Annotated in this window: 17 protein-coding genes; 12 read left to right on the top strand and 5 right to left on the bottom strand. The window is 43.8% G+C overall.

The window, feature by feature from the left end; all coding sequences use genetic code 11:
- The first annotated feature begins 178 nt into the window (after positions 1-178).
- The 5 genes from potE to AC6I8Y_RS20395 all read left to right on the top strand — a co-directional run bounded on the left by potE (position 179) and on the right by AC6I8Y_RS20395 (position 5,879).
- Complete coding sequence (potE, locus tag AC6I8Y_RS20375; protein ID WP_498022909.1) at positions 179-1,510, top strand: putrescine-ornithine antiporter; 1,332 nt, start codon at positions 179-181, stop codon at positions 1,508-1,510.
- 50 nt (positions 1,511-1,560) lie between these two features.
- Entirely contained in the window at positions 1,561-2,439 is an 879-nt protein-coding gene (locus tag AC6I8Y_RS20380) for a transporter substrate-binding domain-containing protein (RefSeq protein ID WP_498022911.1), read from the top strand.
- A 222-nt stretch (positions 2,440-2,661) separates the two neighbouring features.
- Positions 2,662-4,002, top strand: a complete 1,341-nt coding sequence (locus AC6I8Y_RS20385) for an amino acid permease (RefSeq protein ID WP_498022912.1) — start codon at positions 2,662-2,664, stop codon at positions 4,000-4,002.
- Positions 3,992-4,933, top strand: a complete 942-nt coding sequence (locus AC6I8Y_RS20390; protein WP_498022913.1) for a cation diffusion facilitator family transporter — start codon at positions 3,992-3,994, stop codon at positions 4,931-4,933. The genes AC6I8Y_RS20385 and AC6I8Y_RS20390 overlap by 11 nt, the downstream gene beginning before the upstream one ends.
- 67 nt (positions 4,934-5,000) lie before the next feature.
- Positions 5,001-5,879: a DMT family transporter gene (locus AC6I8Y_RS20395; RefSeq protein ID WP_498022914.1), complete on the top strand. Its 879-nt coding sequence runs from the start codon at positions 5,001-5,003 to the stop codon at positions 5,877-5,879.
- 97 nt (positions 5,880-5,976) lie between these two features.
- Here AC6I8Y_RS20395 and AC6I8Y_RS20400 read toward each other — a convergent pair whose 3' ends face one another.
- Positions 5,977-6,417: an ankyrin repeat domain-containing protein gene (locus AC6I8Y_RS20400; RefSeq protein WP_498022915.1), complete on the bottom strand. Its 441-nt coding sequence runs from the start codon at positions 6,415-6,417 to the stop codon at positions 5,977-5,979.
- A gap of 150 nt (positions 6,418-6,567) precedes the next feature.
- On the opposite strand from AC6I8Y_RS20400, the gene AC6I8Y_RS20405 reads away from it, so the two are divergent.
- A complete protein-coding gene (locus AC6I8Y_RS20405) occupies positions 6,568-7,470 on the top strand; it encodes a LysR family transcriptional regulator (RefSeq protein WP_498022916.1) in 903 nt (300 codons plus the stop codon).
- A gap of 52 nt (positions 7,471-7,522) precedes the next feature.
- Here the strand turns inward: AC6I8Y_RS20405 and AC6I8Y_RS20410 are convergent, their stop codons facing one another.
- Positions 7,523-9,031 (bottom strand): DUF3360 domain-containing protein, encoded by a 1,509-nt coding sequence (locus AC6I8Y_RS20410; protein ID WP_498022917.1) that lies wholly within the window; start codon positions 9,029-9,031, stop codon positions 7,523-7,525.
- A gap of 727 nt (positions 9,032-9,758) precedes the next feature.
- Positions 9,759-10,931 (bottom strand): C45 family peptidase, encoded by a 1,173-nt coding sequence (locus AC6I8Y_RS20415; RefSeq protein WP_498022918.1) that lies wholly within the window; start codon positions 10,929-10,931, stop codon positions 9,759-9,761.
- Between the two features lie 96 nt (positions 10,932-11,027).
- Between AC6I8Y_RS20415 and AC6I8Y_RS20420 the strand changes: the two genes are divergently transcribed.
- Complete coding sequence (locus AC6I8Y_RS20420; protein WP_498022919.1) at positions 11,028-11,906, top strand: LysR family transcriptional regulator; 879 nt, start codon at positions 11,028-11,030, stop codon at positions 11,904-11,906.
- 54 nt (positions 11,907-11,960) lie between these two features.
- Here the strand turns inward: AC6I8Y_RS20420 and AC6I8Y_RS20425 are convergent, their stop codons facing one another.
- Positions 11,961-12,458, bottom strand: coding sequence for a YcxB family protein (locus AC6I8Y_RS20425; RefSeq protein ID WP_394149118.1), 498 nt, complete (start codon positions 12,456-12,458; stop codon positions 11,961-11,963).
- Positions 12,459-12,681: 223 nt separating this feature from the next.
- Between AC6I8Y_RS20425 and AC6I8Y_RS20430 the strand changes: the two genes are divergently transcribed.
- The 5 genes from AC6I8Y_RS20430 (at position 12,682) to AC6I8Y_RS20450 (ending at position 18,843) form a co-directional block, all read left to right on the top strand.
- On the top strand, positions 12,682-13,650 hold the full coding sequence (locus tag AC6I8Y_RS20430; RefSeq protein ID WP_394149120.1) for a helix-turn-helix domain-containing protein: 969 nt from the start codon (positions 12,682-12,684) through the stop codon (positions 13,648-13,650).
- Between the two features lie 302 nt (positions 13,651-13,952).
- Positions 13,953-14,693: a hypothetical protein gene (locus tag AC6I8Y_RS20435; RefSeq protein ID WP_394149122.1), complete on the top strand. Its 741-nt coding sequence runs from the start codon at positions 13,953-13,955 to the stop codon at positions 14,691-14,693.
- Positions 14,694-14,747: 54 nt separating this feature from the next.
- The gene (locus AC6I8Y_RS20440) at positions 14,748-16,118 is read left to right on the top strand and encodes a serine hydrolase domain-containing protein (protein WP_394149123.1); all 1,371 of its coding nucleotides are present in this window, start codon (positions 14,748-14,750) and stop codon (positions 16,116-16,118) included.
- Positions 16,119-16,218: 100 nt separating this feature from the next.
- Positions 16,219-17,406 (top strand): DcaP family trimeric outer membrane transporter, encoded by a 1,188-nt coding sequence (locus AC6I8Y_RS20445; protein ID WP_394149125.1) that lies wholly within the window; start codon positions 16,219-16,221, stop codon positions 17,404-17,406.
- Between the two features lie 75 nt (positions 17,407-17,481).
- Positions 17,482-18,843: a serine hydrolase domain-containing protein gene (locus AC6I8Y_RS20450; RefSeq protein ID WP_498022920.1), complete on the top strand. Its 1,362-nt coding sequence runs from the start codon at positions 17,482-17,484 to the stop codon at positions 18,841-18,843.
- 37 nt (positions 18,844-18,880) lie between these two features.
- Here AC6I8Y_RS20450 and AC6I8Y_RS20455 read toward each other — a convergent pair whose 3' ends face one another.
- Positions 18,881-19,039 (bottom strand): hypothetical protein, encoded by a 159-nt coding sequence (locus AC6I8Y_RS20455; RefSeq protein WP_498022921.1) that lies wholly within the window; start codon positions 19,037-19,039, stop codon positions 18,881-18,883.
- Positions 19,040-19,044 lie beyond the last annotated feature (5 nt).

Genomic DNA, 19,044 nt, shown 5'->3' on the forward strand with positions numbered 1-19,044 from the left:
GGCAGTTAAATTATTTAGCAGATGACAAACATCTCATAATGGCATTACTAACTGATAATTAGCAAACTCAAATATAGCTCTTTTTATCTGCTATATATCGAATCGGTTATCAATCATCCTGTAAGCAAAGTACTCAAACAGGGACCACATTCATTCAACTATTTTCTAGGAGAATAAAATGGCTGAATCTAGCAATAAAAAGATGACGCTAGCTGGACTAACAACATTAGTTGCAGTAAATATGATGGGATCCGGCATTATCATGCTCCCATCATCTATGGCACAAATTGGTGCTGTATCATTACTTTCATGGGTAATAACAGCGGTAGGCTCAATGGCAATTGCCTACTCTTTTGCTCAACTTGGTGTTTTTTGTAATCGCTCTGGCGGTATGTCTGCTTATTCTGAAGAAGCGCATGGTAAATCAAGCTTCTTTATGGCGTCATTCCTTTACTACCTATCACTCGCCATTGGTAACGTAGCCATTGCTATCTCTGCGGTAGGTTATTTAACTCCCTTTATTCCATGGTTGGGTACAGGTGCAACACCGTTATTTGTTGGTGTGGTAGGCTTGATTTGGCTGACTATCGTCGCAAACTTTGGTGGTGCCAGGCTTACGGGTAAGATTGGCTCTATTACAGTTTGGGGCGTAATCATCCCAGTAGCGGGACTTGGCATCATTGGTTGGTTCTGGTTCTCTGCAGATACATTTGCACAAGCGTGGAATCCACATAGCCTAGAATTTTCAGACGCAGTCGCAAAGAGTATTCCGCTTACTCTATGGGCTTTCCTAGGTATGGAGTCTGCGGCGCAAAACTCGGATGCTGTGGAAAATCCAAAGAAAAACGTTCCACTAGCGTGTTTGCTCGGGACCCTCGGCGCAGCAGTAATTTATGTACTCTCGACTTCCGTAATATTTGGTATTGTTCCAAATTCGGAGCTTGCGAACTCAAGTGCGCCTTTTGCTTACGTATATGCTCAAATGTTTAACCCATTTGTTGGACAAATCATCATGGCACTGGCAGTGATTGCTTGTGTTGGCTCACTGCTTGGTTGGCAGTTCACGCTAGCCGAAACAGCAAAATTCACTGCGGACTTCCGCATGTTCCCTAAAGTATTTGCGAAACTAAATAAAGTAGGTGCTCCTGTTGCTGGCATGATCATCGCAGGTGTTATTCAAACTCTATTTGCAGTTTCTACCATGTCTCCAGATGCGGCCGCTCAGTTTGGCAAACTTGTTGACCTAGCAGCCGTCACGAACATTGTCCCTTACATCACATCGATTTCTGCACTTGTTATTGTCATGAAAAAAGCAAACGTGACAGGTAAGGCATACACGCTAAATATCATCTGCATGTTAATCGCTATTACTTATAGTGCTTATGCTTTGTATGCCTCAGGTATGGAAGCAGTCTTCGGAGGAATGGTTGTCATGATGGTGTCTTACCTACTTTACGGCTTCATCGCTTACCGATTTGTTGACGGCGACTCTATTAAGTCAAGCGATTAAATATCTGCATCGCGACCATATGATTTATATACAAGATTAGGAACGTAGATATGTTTAATAAAACATCCTTTATTAAAAGTGCGCTGACTGTATCTGTCGTACTTTCAGCAACCACAAGTGTTGCAATTGCTGACGACAGCGATCTCACTTTTGGCTACATTCAAGATGAAGCACCATTCTCATCACTCAACTCGGTAACAGGTCAAGCCGATGGCTATACCGTTGAACTATGCCACGCTATTGCGCATTCAATGGATATAGATGGAAGCAAAGTTAATTTTGTTCCAATGACACTCGATGATGGTATACAAAAAATCGCTAACAACGAGATTGATATGTTGTGTAGTGCGATCATTCCGACAACAGAGAGACGTCAGCAAGCTAGCTTTTCCATCCCTGTATTCCAAGGTGGTATAAGCGCTATTATCCGTGAGGATGCAGCGCATGATCTTAAGCGTGTACTAGAAGGCAAACCTGCGCATGATGGGCCAAAATGGCGCGCTACGATTAATCGTGGTTTGGCAAACCATACTTATGTAGTGCATAAAGATACCGTTACAGAAGAATGGGTCAAAAACCAAGTTAAACATCTTGGTGTGATTGCTAAAGTGGTTAGCGTTGACACAGACGAGCAGGGTCTTGAGATGGTCAACTCCGGAAAAGCGGATGCATATTTTGGTGAATTGAGTTCTTTAAGTAATGAGTTAAACAAAAGTGGACTCACTAACTTAGAGCTTTCTGGTCAGGTTTATGACACGGCTATGCTTTCGCTTGTTGTTCCTCGCGACAACGATGATTTCAGATTTGCCGTTGATAAAGCCTTAAGCGATGCGTACAACAGTACTGAGTTTACTGAAGTGTTCCAGCGCTACTTTGGTCATCAAAGCGATGAGAGCTTAAAAGCTATCAAGCACTTTTCACTGAAATAATACATAACCTAACTCGCCCCACAATACCTATTTTGGTATGGGGCGAATGCGTTCTCATGCACACCTCTGAACACAAAGTATGGCGTGCTGAAAGTACTTCGATGTTTGGTTTACTTTTGTAACAGTGACAGTTTTGCCCTTCCTCATGAGATTCTTGTCCGAAAAGTTAGTGTCAAAACTTAACCAAGCGATTATTCAACTACTCATCAAGCAAACACAACAATGACAACATCAACTCCTACCAACACTAAGTCCCTAGGACTGTGGACTTGTACCGCTTTGATTATAGGCAATATGATAGGCTCAGGTTTCTTTATTGCACCTGCGGCTTTAGCACCTTATGGTACCGTTGCTATTATTGGCTGGGGTTTAATGGCATTTGCTGCCGTTTGCTTAGGTATGGTTTTCGCCCGCCTAGCGCGAATCGCACCAGCAACAGGCGGACCTTATGCATACACTCGGCTTGGATTCGGTCGATTCACAGGCTTTTTAGTGGCATGGGGCTATTGGATTTCTATATGGGCTTCACTGCCCGCCATGGCTGCAGGATTAGTTGGTTATCTGAACAGTCTAATTCCAGCTCTAAATGGAGTCACCGGAGCCAACGTGCTTATCGGTTTAGGTTCTATTTGGTTTATTGCCGCCATTAACATAAAAGGTGTAAAAGAAGCGGGATTATTCCAAGCAGTAACCGTCTACACTAAGCTGGTTCCGTTTATAGGTATTAGCGTCTTTGGACTATTTTGGGTTGACTGGGGTCATTTTGCAGTAATCAATCCAAGTGACAAACCATTCTTCAGCGCCCTTGCAGCAACAGCGCCATTAACGATGTTTGCTTTTCTCGGTATAGAGTCAGCAACTGTGCCTGCTGGTGATGTAGAAAACGCCGACAAAACGATCCCAAGAGCTACCATTTTAGGAACTATCGTTTCATCATTGGTATATATTCTCGGAACGACCGTTGTGCTAGGCGTACTCCCAAGCGAAGTGCTCATCCATTCTAGTGCCCCATTCGCTGATGCGGCCTATGCGATGTGGGGTTCAACCGCCTCAAAAATTATTTCCATCGCTGCCGTCATCTCTTCTCTCGGTGCAATTAACGGCTGGACGCTCCTTATGGGACAAGTTCCTATGGCCGCAGCCAAAAACGGAGCCATGCCCAAAGTGTTCGCTAAAGTTAACAAAGCCGGTTCTCCTATGTTTGGCATTTTGATTTCTGCCACTTTAGCTAGTCTATTGCTGGTCATCGATGTTTCTGGCGGCAAAGCCATGGCGACGTTTTATAATCTTATCGTCGATTTATCAACGGATGCCGCAATGATTCCCTACGTGTTTTGCTGCGCAGTAGAAGGCATACTGTTTGTAAAGCGAGACAAACTTTCGAGCATCCTGAATATTAAACACTACATTCCTGTTGGTACTGTGGCGTTTGTTTTTTCTGTTGCGACAATCTACGGAAGTGGTCCATCTGCCGGTATGTGGAGCTTACTTCTGCTTATGCTAGCGGTACCAGTTTGGTTGATCATTGAAAAAGAGCATCATGGAGTCAAAGATGTCGACTAATGCTCATAAGAAGGAACATAGACTTATTCAATTTTCCATAGCTATGGGAACCATCTACACCACAGTTGGAATCGCCTGGGGTTTAATCATTCAGTCTGGCATCATTCTATTCGATGCCATTTATTCAGGTGTTTCTATCTTACTGTCCATGATAACGATGTACGCTTTAGTCATTATCAGCAAAGATGACAGCTTTGATGCCCAAAACATACCTAATAGCCGCTTCCATATGGGGTCAATGGCGGTTGAACCTCTAGTGAACATGATCAAATCTCTGGTTATCATCTCCATTTGTTTGTATGGCTTTGCGAGTGCCATTCTGTTAATCATTAATGGTGGTTCTGAAAGTGCTAACGCTTTCTCTGGTGTCTACTATGGATTAATTACTGCTTTGATTTGTTCATGTAGCTGGTGTTTTCTCAAATATTTCGGAAGAAATCAAAACGACCTAATCCAAGCAGAATGTGAACAATGGATGGTTGACGCCATTTTTAGTGTATTGGTTGTTCTTTCTTTTTTGCTCAGTTATTGGATGAGCCAGACCGAAACACTCCGAGGTTTGGCGCGGTATATAGATCCCCTTTCAGTGATCATTGCAACGCTGTACTTTATCAAAGTGCCGTTCAATAGACTGCTAATTAGCACGAAAGAACTTCTGGTTATGGCTCCAGAAGAGAGCATTCAGAACAATATAGAAAAAGCTTTGCGGCCGTTTGTATCAAAGCACAGCTTCTCTGATTACTTCGTCAGAGCTACGAAGACAGGTCGTCAGTTAAGTGTCGATGTGACGTTCATTGTCGGAGATTCTATGAGCCATTTTGATATTCAACAGCAAGACTCAGTTCGAAAAAAGATAGAACAACGTCTCACACCACTTAGTGAGAATCTTTGGTTAAGTGTTTGCTTCACCAATGACCTTTATTGGGCATAGTTGGTTTGGTTTCACAATTAATTCGGTCTCCTGAAATCTAATATTCTATTCAAGAACCCTATCTAACATGAAGAATAATAAATTAGGTATCCTATATGCCTTATTAGGCGTACTCATTTTGAGCTTTGACAGTGTTCTTGTGCACTTAATCGACAGTGCAATATGGGATCTCGTTTTTTGGAGAGGTTTACTATTATCTCTAACAATATTAATCATTGCATCAGCTTCACTCGCAACAACGCGACGTAAAGCGCCAACAGCATATCGCACAATTGACCTTCTCGGGGGGTGTGCGTTTGCATTATCCACTTCCTTTTTCGTTCTATCAATAGATAGTACAGATGCCGCTAGTACTTTAGCTATCTTTAATACTGCACCATTTTTTGCTGCTGTTATCGCTTTTTTCACGCTCAAAGAGAGAATCGAAAAGCACACTGTGGCTGCAATGATGACTTCAATACTAGGGGTTGGCGTTATCTTCTTACATGGTGCAACCTCAGGCCAATTGACGGGAGACTACTATGCGATTATTGCCGCAGTTGGCTCAGCGAGCTATCTAGTTTGCTTAAGAAAGCGACAAGGTAATAATAGTCATAACATTCTCATCACTGGCGGGATAGTGATGGCCAGCATCGCGTTACTGAATGGTGCTAACCCAACATCTCTTAATGGTGTGCAGTTTATCTACATGGCACTATTAGGTTGCATTGTTGTCCCCTTCTCTGGTCTATTTATCGCCCAATCATCGAAGTACCTTCCAGCTGCCCAAACTGCACTGATATTGCTCCTCGAGCTTCTACTTGGACCGCTTTGGATATTTTTGGTATTGAGTATTGTGCCAGAAAAAGAAAACTTGTTAGGAGGGACGATTGTACTCATCTCACTCGTTATACATTCTCTTTGGGATCGAAAACTAAAATATGGAAGCGACGCCGACATATACTAAACCTGACTTTGGCATCACGATGCTCTTATCAGAGAGAACATAGCTGGCCACTCATACCTTAACGAACATGCTCATCAGATTCATAATTTATCTAGGCCTATTCTAAGCTACTTAAATAGGCTGCTATCTCTGATTTATCTTCGGCAATGGCCTTTTCAAGCGGCGTATTGCCATCGTGTCCTTTGATTGAGACATTTCCACCGTTTTCGACCAAGATTTTCAATGCAGGAAAGTTGTTTCCCCACACCGCATCATGAAGCGGTGTATAACCATTTCTTGGACCCACAGCGTTTACGTCAAATCCCGCGTCAATCAATAACTCAACAATTCGTGTATTGTCTTGAAACATGGCAGCATGCAATGCTGTGCCACCAGATGAGTCTCTATCATCTGGGTCTGGGTTAGCTTTCAATAATTCAATCACTCGTTGCTCGTTACCGTGGTAAGCCACTAGGTGAATGGTATCCGCGCAATAGGCTTGAAATGCAGCTGTCATTGCGGCGGCAAGAATTGAGAAGAGAACAATTAGCTTTTTCATGAGTAGACTAACCCTATCAATAACTAAAAAGTACTGAGCCACGTTGCAACACTTATTTATCAGCCATGAAGTGTGACCCAATACAGTATTGACGAATTCAGGCATAACCTGTAGCTTCATTTCAATTACTCTATAAATAACTATTGGTTAATGAAATCACTACCAACGCAACTTCCTATCTTCATTCAAGTAGCGAAAGTTGGCAGCTTTGCTAAGGCCGCCAGAGAACTTGGTGTATCGGCTCCTGCGGTGAGCAAGGCCATCAGTAAGCTTGAGCAAGAATGGCAAACCAAGTTATTCCTGCGCTCCTCACATTCGTTAAGCCTTACCCCTGCGGGTGAGCAGCTTTATGCGAGCCTTTCTCCATCGGTCAACTCTATTCAGAACGTGATCAGCCAGCTAACTGACGATCCCACACGCATATCAGGAAGAATAAAAGCTAACCTTCCTGCAAGCTCTATAGGTCAAGATATCATTCTGCCTATCATCATCGAGTTTATGGCGCTTTACCCCGAGGTGATATGCGAGGTCAGCTTTGACGATAGAAACGTCAGCATTGTCGAAGAGGGTTTTGATCTTGGCGTTGGTGCATCTATAAACGAAGATTCACGATTAGTCGGAAGACCTATTCTACATACAGAGATAGGGCTCTATGCGTCGAAAGAATATATCGATAAGTTTGGCAGTCCAAAATCACTAGACGACTTAGACAAACATCGTTGTCTGCCTGTGCGCTCGCTCACTACGGGAAAAATGCATAAATGGCGTTTAAGACAAGGCGACCATGCCGTTTTACTTGAGCCGAAAGGCAATCTCGTCGTCAATAACTTCTCAGCAGCCAAAGAAGCCGCTCTTTTAGGTGCAGGGATCGCCTGTTTAGGCAATTGGATGTTTGAACAAGAGCTAAAACAAGGAAAAGTCGTACCTTTGCTAGAAGATTGTTGGGGCGAGACGATTCCAATTTGGCTGTACTATTCGTCACGCGAATATCTTCCATCTCAAGTTCGACTTCTTATTGACTTTATCGTTGATAAAACAAGACGATTACCTTGAGTCATCAAGGTAATCGCCAATAACAAAACTGGTAGTTCCTAAAACGTAAAGGTCAGCGAAAACTCGGGATAATAGCCGGAATCCCAGGTAGAAGACCCACCAACGCCATCACGGTACTCAGCACAATAAACATAATTCCAGGCAATACCCAGCGGCTCATTTTGCTCAGTTCACCGCTGCGTTCTTTACAGCCGACTAGGCCCAAATTATCCAATAGCATGGTGAGAGACCAGCCAAATGCTGGGTTAACTAGCACTGATGAAAATACAACGATCGCTGCTGACTGTGTGGTTTTTCCTTCTCGTGTCATTTCCATTCCGGCTTCCAGTAATGGAACAAATACCCCAACAATGAGCGCCACACAAAGAACGGGCTGCCAAATAGCTAAATCCATTGGGTAACCCCAAACGGCAGCGATGATACAAAACAGTGCCGTCAACAAAGCACCCGCCGGAATCGGACGTTTAGCAATCGCCGCTGGTACGATATAAGTGCCCCACGAAGAAGTGAAATTAGTGCCACCAAGCAGTGAACCGAATGTTTGGCGAATTGACGCCGTCGTCATGGTGTCGTCGATGTTCATGTGTACTTTTTCGGTACGTTCTGGATAACTGATTTTTTGAAACACTTGATGGCCTAAAAAGTCAGGCGACCACATAGCTACAGCCAAAATAGCAAACGGCAATACCACCATGAAGTGTTCTATCGTCGGTAAGCCTAGCATCCAACCGGTATCTTCTCCCCACCAATACATAGGGTTCATATTGGGTAAACCTGGCTCGGTTTGAAAAGAGAACGGCGCACCCATAGCAAAAGCTAACGTACCACCTAGCAAGCAACTAAGAGGCACCGCTAGCCAGCGCTTACGAAAATGCTCCAATAGAGCGTATAGAATAATGGTGCAGAAGATCACGACAAAGGCAATGTGGCTCATGCCGATTCCGTCAGCCCAAGCGAATAACTTTTTAACTTGAGATGCGGTTCCAACAAAGCCAAGGTAGAGCAACAGCCCACCACAGACCCCTTTACTAGTCAGGTTTGCCAGCATACTGCCACCTTTACTGATGGCGAGTAATAAACCAAAGGCACCAATCAACAGCCCAAAAGCCATTGGGTGTCCACCAGCGGCAACAACGATTGGGATTAAAGGGATCAAAGGTCCGTGTGTACCTGCAAGGTTTGCGGTCGGTAGTAGAAAGCCTGAGAAAACAATAATGAACACAGAGGCGATGAGTAATTCATAACGCACGTTCTCTAAAACAAAGCCCTCATTTAGTCCTAAAGCCCCGGCAAAAGTTGCAGCAATGGCCCCCACCATAACAACTTTACCAATCGTAGCCGCCATAGCTGGAATGGTATCTTCTAGCTCAAATCGATAATCCTTGAATGGAAAATTAGGGCGCCAGCGTTTAGGTGCCATGATTTGTAACTCATGCTCTAAATATTGTTCTCGGGAAGAAAACTCTGAACTTGATTTATGTTGTTGTTCATAAGTGAGTTCATCTTGGTTGGCTTGAGGATTTTCTGTTCCTGCGTGTACGGCTTCTAAAGTGCTGCTCATTTTGATTCCTTTCATTCACACTCTATGGTGTGTTGTTCCAACAAACGTTATTGGTTCACTGCACAAAGGTTTAGCAAGTAGTTTCTACTTACTTTTGCCATGAGGTTCTGGCTAGCTCTTCTTTTGGAGACCTTTGAACTTCAGTTGCTAGTACCTTATATCAAACGAAAAAAAACAAATAGTCTCAGTCAGTTAGACATTAGTCGTAGATCAAAGCTACTAGTATGAACTTTACATATTGGATGGAAGTGAATCAGGAAGTTATCAACGGATTGACTGTTTTATTTGCATGAATCAAAAAAGGTGACTCGACAAAAACGGTTGTTCTAGGTTTTTGTCGACAACAACCAAACATCTTGCATTATAGTTTCACACGCTGTGTTTATTAATGTGTTGTTTACACCTCTATAGCGCTTGATGCATTCGTTCGTCATATTGAGCACATGGCAGCATTTACCATCAAACGTCTCGAAATCCGCTTTCGTTATGCATAATGGTTGCATCGTACCTCTTAGTGCGGCATAGAGCAGTTCTTGCTCAAAAAGAAAGGAAAAACTTTCTAACAGACTTTTTAATCTATTTAGCTTTTTTCTTGTCACATGGGCTTTCATATCAATTCTTGTCTCGATATCGATGAGTCATTAATTTGCTTTGGGATGATTTTGCTCTTGGTAGACAGAGCACTCCTTTGCCCTGAGATAAAACTTCCTGCCCGTAAGATGCAGAGCTAGTCAAAGCACACTTTGGTATAATCTTCTTTCATGAACAGTGGGTTTTCCGGTGCAAATTCCGCGCAACCTGTATTTAGATCCCAAATAAACGCTTTTGTCGTAACAAACTCATCTCCGTTGTACTTAGAGAGATTGACTGGCTTGGAGTTAAACAAATATTTCATCGACTCCACTGTCAGCTCTGGCGTGTATCGAATGAAATTCTCCGCGGCATCTTTACGAGCAAACGTCCAAAAATTCTTCTTGTTGACCTCTGTCTCTTGCTGTGCAGAAGTCCCTTCAGGCAATAGCTTTGCACGAAGAGAGTCGGAGTGATTTGTAAAAGCAACGCCTTTATCGTTACCTCTATGAACGACGGTGTCCTCACCAGCAACGTTAATGGCTGCGTAGTCACCATTTTTATCAGCAACCGTCATGTTCATTGGCACAACTAACTTGTATTGCTTTGCCAATGCGATCACTTCTTCGACAGAGTTCATTCGTGCTGCCGTTGAAGCCAGTGCGTCTAAAGTGATGATATTGCTGTAATCGGCCGTAGATTGAATCGACATACGTCCCAGGTGAGTAATCGTGACACCAACATTACGACCCATCTGTTGATACAAAGTACCATCAGCAATTTCCCCGATTTGTGTGTCTGACTTCAATAATGTCGTGTCCGACTTAATCGAATCTAATGGCCAGTCTAATGTTTGCCCTACGAGGCCGTTGTTGAATGCGAGAGACGTGCAGCCGTTTGGTAAACTGATGTAGTCAGAAAGTTCATCACCAGAAACGGCTGAATCGATGATGTAATCAGGAGCTATCGTACTCGCTACCAACCTTTCTAGTGTGATTCCTCTGTAATTGGCTTGAGATTTAAGCATACGCAGATGATCAGGATTAATCTTTTCTATGTTTTTTACCGCTTGTGAAGCAATGTCTAACCACAACTCGGCGTTGTCTCCAAGAGAAGCCAGTTCCTCACCACGCTCGATAGAGCTTTTTGCAATAATGACCCCGATCTCCTCCGGTGATTTGCCTGTAGCGTCGATGATAAGCGCTTTTTCTTGTATAGCTGGTCTATCAGCATTGAAATATGGCAGGTTATCACCAATCGTTTTATCGGAAGCAAGTACTGGAAGCGTCGTTGCAGCGGCAATGAAAGTAACAAGTAATTTAAGTTTCATAGTAGCCCTTTAGTGAGGTCTGTTGACTGATGCAATTAGATTAACAACCAAATATCGATTATTATTAACTCATTACTATGCATAAATCGGATAGCCATGATCTCTCATAACCAAATGAATGCCTTTGTCACTGTCGTTGAAATGGGATCTATGAGTCGCGCCAGTAGAAAACTCAACTGCTCACAATCGACAATCAGTCGACATATCGAGCAGTTAGAAGACGAAACAGGTTTGATTCTATTCAAGAGAGACTTCTCATCTAAGCGACTTGAACTGACCGAAGACGGGGAAGCGATACTCACCAAGTGCCATCAGACGCTCGACAACCTTTTGGAGTTTCAGACTTTTTGTCATGGGCTGAGTATGGGAATCGAACCTGAATTTTCTATTGCCCTACCCCAGATTTTTGAGGAAACACAAGTACAAAAAATGATATCTAGCCTAGTGAGGCAGTTTCCGAACACTCAATTTTCCTTCGTGGAACCAAGTATTCACGCTATTACCGAGTTGGTAGAAAGTGGAGAGGTCGATTTTGGGTTTAATGTGATGACTTACGAATATGGAAAAGGTCTAAAAGTTCTAGGGATGAGTTCCATTTCGGCGTGTTTAGTTTGTCATGAGGCGCACCCTATGACGAATAAAAACGAGATCAATGCAAGTGACTTAGAGTCTGAGTGTCACATCACATTCTTTAACCCAGACAGAACAACGCGCTCACTAGGTTTCAACTTTTCAAGAAAAACGATAGAAACTCAAACACTCCAGCGACAATTATCACTGGTCAGTTCAGGGGTAGGTTATGCTCTGATACCTGAGAGTTTGTACCTATTAAATAGACATCAGTATAAACTAGCACGTCTAAAAACTACCCTGGATAGCAGGCTAGTGTATTCCTGCCAAGCGCTATACGCCGACGCTAACCACAGCAAACCCATAAACACATGGTTGAGAAACTACATAAAGGAACATTGGTAATTATCCACGACCACGCTATGTTGACTGACCGCTAAAGCAATAGAAAGCGCGTCGTTATTTTTTTGTCTCTACCGACGTATGTTGTTCAACCATAAAGGCAAGCATTTCATCACTTAAGCAAGATTTGCTGACGTATTGGCGCTGTTTACCTATGTGAATAATGAGTCCCAAATCACTTTGTTGCAGTTGGTCGATATCACCCCATGCAATGGTGTTATTGACCTTGCCACTTTTATACGTCACGCCTTTGGCATCAACGTTGAGCTCTACTTTACTGCCAGCGCTCGAACTAATGTTCTGACGCCACACCCACCAACCTCTTTTAAAATAAACGCTTAGTACTTCGACAAAACTCAAAACAATAAAGAACCAACCCAAATAGCCGTTAGGCAGTAACTCAAACTTAACCAAAACTGAGCCAAAGAGAAGAAACAGCGCGGCTTTATAATAAGATTTAGGGAATTCAGTTGGAGTACTGGTTTGATCATAACACTCAGCGAAAAACGCTTTGTTGAGGGTGTATTCTGCGGTGAATTCTTGTTTATCGGACATATAGGGCTTCTTTGGGGCTTTCTGTGGATGAGCATTCTATGCTGCGACGTCGCAACTCAGGTATTGTATATCTTCTACAGCGTTTTCTTTAGTCATTTTAAACCTCGTATGTAAATCAATGATTCCTCTGGTGTCGAGCTCTTGGTAGCCACTCAACTACTATGTCGTAGGACACCGTGTTAGAATTCCTTCACTCGAACACGACCGTGATTAGAATGAGCACATGCGAAAACTGCACTCTCCCCTAATACTCACTTCATCGGAAACACTCCTTTACTATATACCGTACTTAGAAAGTAAGGGGATACGCTGGAGAGAGATCGCTTCAGACTGTGGCTTGCCTAGTGACGATGTGATCAACGAGTCGTGGCTACCAATGAAAGAGCTAGCGCTTTTTTTAAGCCGAATCGCTCCGCTATGTGAGGACGATATGCCCTTGATAGTGGGACAGAACATAGCGCAGCAAGTTATAGAAGGGAAATGGGGACTTATTGATAATGGTCTTGACTTTAAGCAGACTATTCAATCACTTATGAGTAATGAACATCGCTTCAGCCGTCAAAACACTTACTGGCTTGAGAAGGTGTCTGGTGTTTGGAGTTGGTGTCACCGAGGTTTACTTAAACCCAGTTTTCCTGGTTCAAATATTAATGAGTGGTTTCGGGTTTCCCTATTACTTCATATTTGTCGTCATTGGCTTGGAAATGACTGGAAGCCAGCTAGCTTAAGTCTAATGAGTAACAAGAATCAGGGCAGAATATACGCAGACATCCTGTTATCTGATACAGAAATTCGCTACGAACAAGCGTATTTTAGCTTAGAGCTCACTGACGTAGAAAACCTAGAGCCTATGGCAAACCGGGCATTGAAATCCCGAGACATAAGCGAAATCCTACTTTTAGCTGAGAGTTACTGCCATATACCCCACTTTACCGCAGATTGGGTCGCGAGTTTATTTGGGGTCACACCAAAAACACTCTATCGCTACTTTAAAGATCACGACACCTCTTTCTTGGAAATCAAAAAACACGCCATTCTTAAGCGAAGCAAACAGTTACTTTTAGACACGGACGAGTCTGTAAGTAATATCGCCTATCGAATGGGATACGATAATGTTTCTAACTACAACCGCGCCATCAAAGCCATGTGTGGTTTAACACCAGCGCAATTAAGAAGAGCCAGAACTGAGTGACCCCTACATGCCATTCATATTCTCGGCTTTAACTCACCACCCAATCTATTGTCAATTCGACTCTACCTGTCCATCGCTCAAACCTAATGCCGCTTTCTTGTAGGCACTCCATCATTTTTCGCTGACAAAGCCATCATCAAATGTCCAAAAATGACCTATTCAATGTCCAAAAATGACCTATATAGATCTTTGAAGACCTCTTAACATACCCTCATCGGAAGGAGTCTTTACGCCAACGTAGTTGCTGTAATTTACGCAAAAGGATTTTGTATCTCTCACATCTAAAACTTAGAGAATCATAGATGACAAATACAAGATCAATCCTTGTTCTATCGTTGCTAGCAGCGTCGGCTCCAGTATTGGCGGCAGACAAAACGCCCGATCCTTCAGACCTCACTGAAACCAACACATCCGCCTACGTAGGTATGAATAATCAAGGTGGTGTGAAAGGTTCAATCTCCGGTGATATGAAGTTCGATAACGGTCAGCAAGGCATGTTTACCCTCGAAGCTGCGATGGATAAGGATGGCAAATATACTGACAGCAGATTTCAATACTTTCATGTATTTACGACAGAAAACACAGCCGTTCCAAAGATCGCCGCATCACTTGATGTTCTAGATAACGCACTGTTCACCTCTGCATCACCAGGTGTGACACTCGCTATTAACTCTGGCGTTAAAGGGTTGAATATATTTCCTCGTGCGGGTGTTCTTGGTGGCAAATTTTCGGATGAAGTAAAGTCTTTCGCTAGCCTATCTGACCAAAATGCTATTGGTGGCTCTGCCGCTCTCTATGTTTTCTATACCGCTGGTGACGACGGTACTTACTTTGGTTTGTATCCAGAATACAACTACTTATCTGGTGATGTAGACATGTCTGTTCTCAATACAAACTTTCTCATGTCTACGCCTTTCAGCAAAGACCGAACACGCTGGGGCCAAATTAAAGTCACCAACACCAACACGACCATTAAAAATAGCTTTGTCGATAAAAGCATCAACGAGACGGTCGTTTGGGCAAACTACAAATTCTATTTTTAGTTCATCCAGACTCGCACTAAAAAGCACATTAATTCAAAGCTCTAGGTACTTATCATGAAAAAGTTGTTCAAAATCCGACATGCTGCATTCGTAATCGCGTCCACTTTAATGGCAGGTGTTGCCCACGCAGAATCACCACTCGAAAAGGCGTTAGCTCAGCCGGGTGCAAAACCGACGATCCCAGTGACACAAGTGAAAGAGGGATTCAGCAAACAATTCATTGACCAAGCAAACGCTAGTTTTGGCAATTTCCACATGCAAATGGGTGGTGATCATGCGCTGTATTACGCCATTAACATGTCCAAGTACATGCCAGCTGAACTGGCGATGCCTCACGGTGAAGTGAGCGTACTTAAGCGCAATATAGACAAGTCCCTAAACGATCTAACCTTCACTATGGGTGATGGAACAGAGTCTGTTTCATTGAACGACTACATCCATGATGAAAAAACGCGTGTACAGGGAATCATGATCCTAAAAGGTGGTGAAGTCGTTTATGAAGCCTTCCCCGGAATGAACCCATACGATACACACCTTTGGGCATCGGTAGCCAAATCTTCTGTTGGTACCATTCTTACCATGCTAGAAGTTGAAGGTAAAGTCGATATGAGCAGGCCTATAACTGAGTATGTGCCTGAGCTAAAAGGCACGGAATGGGATAGCGTGATTATGCTCGATGCTATGAACATGGCTTCCGGTCTTGATATCAGTGAAAATGCAGCGAATACACTCAATCCAAACTCTGTGTTCCAACGCATGTTGTCTGCGGACTTTAACGTAAAAAATGCGAAAGGTGTGATTGAAGACGAAATGAAAGTACTGCGTGATGTGGTACCTCTAGAAGGCGAACCATCTGGCGAAGTCGCGCGTTATAGTTCAACAATCACAAAGGTACTTGGTGTTGCTATCGAAAACATCACTCAAGAACCCTTTACGCAAGTTTTTGAAGAACGTATTTGGTCTAAGATTGGTGCTCGCGCATCGGCGCAAATTAACGTATCGCCAGCAGGACACGCCATTTCTTACGGCCTGATCAATACCCGCCTGGACGATTTGGCTCGATATGGCCTGCTGTTTACCCCAAGCTGGAACAAGGTATCTAAAGAGCAAGTCGTATCTCCGCAGGTACTTGAGAAAATGCAAAAAGGCGGTAACCACGAAGCTTACCTAGCCGGTGATTTCACTGACCACTCTTGGGTTAAAGCATCATTCGGCAAAGATATGCCTATCTATAACACTCATCAATGGGATGCAGCTTGGGAAGATGGTGCTCTGTTCAAACACGGCAACCTTTACCAAAACCTGTATGTCGATCCTGAGCGCGATGTAGTCGGCGTTGCCTACTCCACATCACCAGTTTACTTAACGCCGGATCTGATCCCTGGATACCTGCGCGAAGCTGCTAAACAGCTATCAGATAAGTAAGTCCCTCTTTTCAAGAAGTAAACCTTAAAACCTACGCACCTAAGTCTTGATTAGGTGCGGGGTTCACTACGTGCATTAGATGATAAAAAGCAGAATTTCGATGAATAGCAAACCGACACATCAAAGACATTACTCAACGCGCAAAACCTTCTCTATCCCCTCTGCGCTCGCGCTCGCATTGAGTGTTTCGCCAGCCTCGAGTGCGCTTGACGTTCTTGACCGAACAGAGGTGGACATCTCAGGTAAAGTCGTTGGAGCGTTAATTGCCGACAGTAATGTATCTGGAATGGGTGTAAATAACACACCGAACGGCCTATATGGTCGTAATGACGACCCAAGCGTACACATTGATACCACATTAACTCGCCTTAACTTCGGTACCAATACTCAGCTCGAAGGAGACGAGTCGATCCGCTCATTCATTTCATTCGATTTCAATGGTGCCAACAACGGGAACATGGAACTGCGTATGCGCGAGGCGCTGGTTGATTGGCAAATAGGCAATGGGTCACTGCTCATCGGGCAAACCTGGTCAACGCTTATGGATATGAACCGCCTTCCGGACACAGTACTTGAACCGACATTAAGCGGCGTTGTATTCACCCGCCAACCTATGATCCGTTGGTCGCAGAGCTTTGGGAATTTCCGCTACGACCTAGCACTTGAGAGTGGCTCAAACCGCGTTCAGATAGATGACAGTCACGATTTGGAAACGCGTTTAGATAACACGTCCAGATTCCCAGATTTCGTCATTGGCGTGCAAAACAGCACCGATGACTATTGGGTTAGAGCGTCTGCAGTGGTGAACCACATCACCACCAAAGTCGACCAAGGACAGTTTGCGGGAGAATCGTTTAGCGATAACGGATGGGCCTATCAGGTTTCGGGTGGGATTAAGTTTAACCCTAAAGATCACTTCTCAATTGCTTACTACAACAGTTACGGCAATGACCGCTACGTACTAGGTGTGAATAACACAGGTCCATTGTTTGAGCCGAGCACTGGGGAATTCCACCTACGTGAATCTCAATCACTGTGGACATCTTTAGGTCATTCATGGACCGATTCCTTGAAGTCAACTTTCGCCTATGGCGTTTGGCAAGCGGAAGAAATCGAGTGGCAAAGTGACACTTTCACTAAAACACAATTTGCATTAGCCAATATCAAATGGACTGCGCGCGAAAACCTCGTTCTGGGCCTGGAGTACAACTACACCACCTATGAACGTTCAACATCAGATGACCGCGACAATCACCGAGTGATTTTCGCCGTCGATTACACATTCTAATCAGAGAATTAACTCTTACTTTTAATCTTCTAATGAACTCAAGTTCATGACGAATAAACTTTTTAGGAAATTAACATGAAAACATTCAAATCAAATAAACTCTATACCACCATAGCGCTTAGCTTGGGGCTTTCATTTTCTGCAGCATCTCTAGCAGAGACTCAAATAAACCCTAACGGCCCAACGTTGGCTGAACAAACAAACTTGAGCACCGCAATATCAGTCGATGATATCAATAATATCAGCCGTTTCTTTAATCAGCCGCAAAATAAGGTAAAGATACAGTTCCCGTCAGCACAAACCGAGTTTGCTTGGGTAAACATGTCAAAGTTTTACCCAACGTCACAAGTGCCAAGAGATGGACAAGTGTCGGAACTCCCTTATGCAATCAATGCTGACATTAACAACGTCAAATATATGAACTATCGCTCTGAAAAAGAGATCTCAGTTGATGAGCATTTCGACACCAAACCCATTGATGCGATGGTTGTGATAAAAGACGGAAAGATTGTTTTCGAGCGATACAAAACCATGCGTCCTGAAGACAAGCACCTTTGGATGTCGGTTTCTAAGGTAACGGGTTCAACCATACTAGCGATGCTAGAACAAGAAGGGAAAATCGATACTCAAAAGCCCGTCAGCCACTATCTACCTGAGCTGAAAGGCTCGGTTTGGGATACAGTAAAAGTTGAAGAGTCACTGGATATGGCATCGGGCCTCAATGGTACAGAGCACGATGAACCGACGCCAGACTCACGCACTAACCCAGACCAAATTTGGTACCGCTGGGCGGCTACGGATATGATCGGCATGGCACCAGATGTTCGTAACCGCAAAGAGTCTTGGATTGATGTGTTAAGTTCAATGGAACGTAAAACACCTGGCCATCAAAAGTTTGAATATAACTCAATCAATACGTTTGTGATCAATCGAATTGTCGAGCATGTCACCGACAAACCGCTTTCTGAGCTATTCGCAGAGCGTATTTGGAGTAAGCTAGGTACCGAGCACGATGCATACTATATCGCTAGCCCTTCAGGCAACACGCTTGGCTTTATGGGTGTGAACTCAACGCTAAGAGACCTTGCGCGCTTTGGCATGGCATTCACTCCGAGTGCTAAACAGATTGCCGGTGAGCAAATCGTCTCCGATGAGATCATGGCGAAGATCCACGACCGCAAATACATTGACCAATACCCTGATGGCTACTTGGGCAAAAAACTGACTAAAAACTTCGCTGACGACGCTGGCAAGATCAGTAACCGCTACCAGTGGGATGCGGTCACTTCTGAAGGTGATATGTATAAAGCGGGCGTTGGTGGTCAAGGTCTTTATATTTCTCCATCAACCAATACCGTCGTAGCTTGGTTCGCGACAGGTGATGGTGAAAACCAAGAGGAATCTATGGCTCGAGCAATCGTTCAGTCAATTAACTAGTATTCCGTCCCTAGCCCCGGAGCACTCTGGTTCGGGGCTAAGTCCTTGCGTAAGGTGACACTATGAAAGTCCTCTTGTTTTTGCTCATCTCTGTCGTTGCTTTCTTCTTGGTTACAGAGATAGCCAGCTCTTCATCTGATGACGCGACCACGCCTGAAGCCATGCTCCACCAAAGCACCGCTTTTTCTTTATTCAATTAAC

It is taken from the genome of Vibrio sp. KUL78 (assembly GCF_059725505.1).

Bases quoted from the DNA above. Each gene is read 5' to 3' on its own strand.
- AC6I8Y_RS20435 (WP_394149122.1), top strand. From the start codon at position 13,953: ATGACAAATACAAGATCAATCCTTGTTCTATCGTTGCTAGCAGCGTCG.
- AC6I8Y_RS20425 (WP_394149118.1), bottom strand. From the start codon at position 12,458: ATGTCCGATAAACAAGAATTCACCGCAGAATACACCCTCAACAAAGCG.
- AC6I8Y_RS20405 (WP_498022916.1), top strand. From the start codon at position 6,568: ATGAAATCACTACCAACGCAACTTCCTATCTTCATTCAAGTAGCGAAA.
- AC6I8Y_RS20390 (WP_498022913.1), top strand. From the start codon at position 3,992: ATGTCGACTAATGCTCATAAGAAGGAACATAGACTTATTCAATTTTCC.
- potE (WP_498022909.1), top strand. From the start codon at position 179: ATGGCTGAATCTAGCAATAAAAAGATGACGCTAGCTGGACTAACAACA.
- AC6I8Y_RS20385 (WP_498022912.1), top strand. From the start codon at position 2,662: ATGACAACATCAACTCCTACCAACACTAAGTCCCTAGGACTGTGGACT.
- AC6I8Y_RS20440 (WP_394149123.1), top strand. From the start codon at position 14,748: ATGAAAAAGTTGTTCAAAATCCGACATGCTGCATTCGTAATCGCGTCC.
- AC6I8Y_RS20430 (WP_394149120.1), top strand. From the start codon at position 12,682: ATGCGAAAACTGCACTCTCCCCTAATACTCACTTCATCGGAAACACTC.
- AC6I8Y_RS20415 (WP_498022918.1), bottom strand. From the start codon at position 10,931: ATGAAACTTAAATTACTTGTTACTTTCATTGCCGCTGCAACGACGCTT.
- AC6I8Y_RS20450 (WP_498022920.1), top strand. From the start codon at position 17,482: ATGAAAACATTCAAATCAAATAAACTCTATACCACCATAGCGCTTAGC.
- AC6I8Y_RS20410 (WP_498022917.1), bottom strand. From the start codon at position 9,031: ATGAGCAGCACTTTAGAAGCCGTACACGCAGGAACAGAAAATCCTCAA.
- AC6I8Y_RS20395 (WP_498022914.1), top strand. From the start codon at position 5,001: ATGAAGAATAATAAATTAGGTATCCTATATGCCTTATTAGGCGTACTC.
- AC6I8Y_RS20445 (WP_394149125.1), top strand. From the start codon at position 16,219: ATGAATAGCAAACCGACACATCAAAGACATTACTCAACGCGCAAAACC.
- AC6I8Y_RS20420 (WP_498022919.1), top strand. From the start codon at position 11,028: ATGATCTCTCATAACCAAATGAATGCCTTTGTCACTGTCGTTGAAATG.
- AC6I8Y_RS20380 (WP_498022911.1), top strand. From the start codon at position 1,561: ATGTTTAATAAAACATCCTTTATTAAAAGTGCGCTGACTGTATCTGTC.
- AC6I8Y_RS20400 (WP_498022915.1), bottom strand. From the start codon at position 6,417: ATGAAAAAGCTAATTGTTCTCTTCTCAATTCTTGCCGCCGCAATGACA.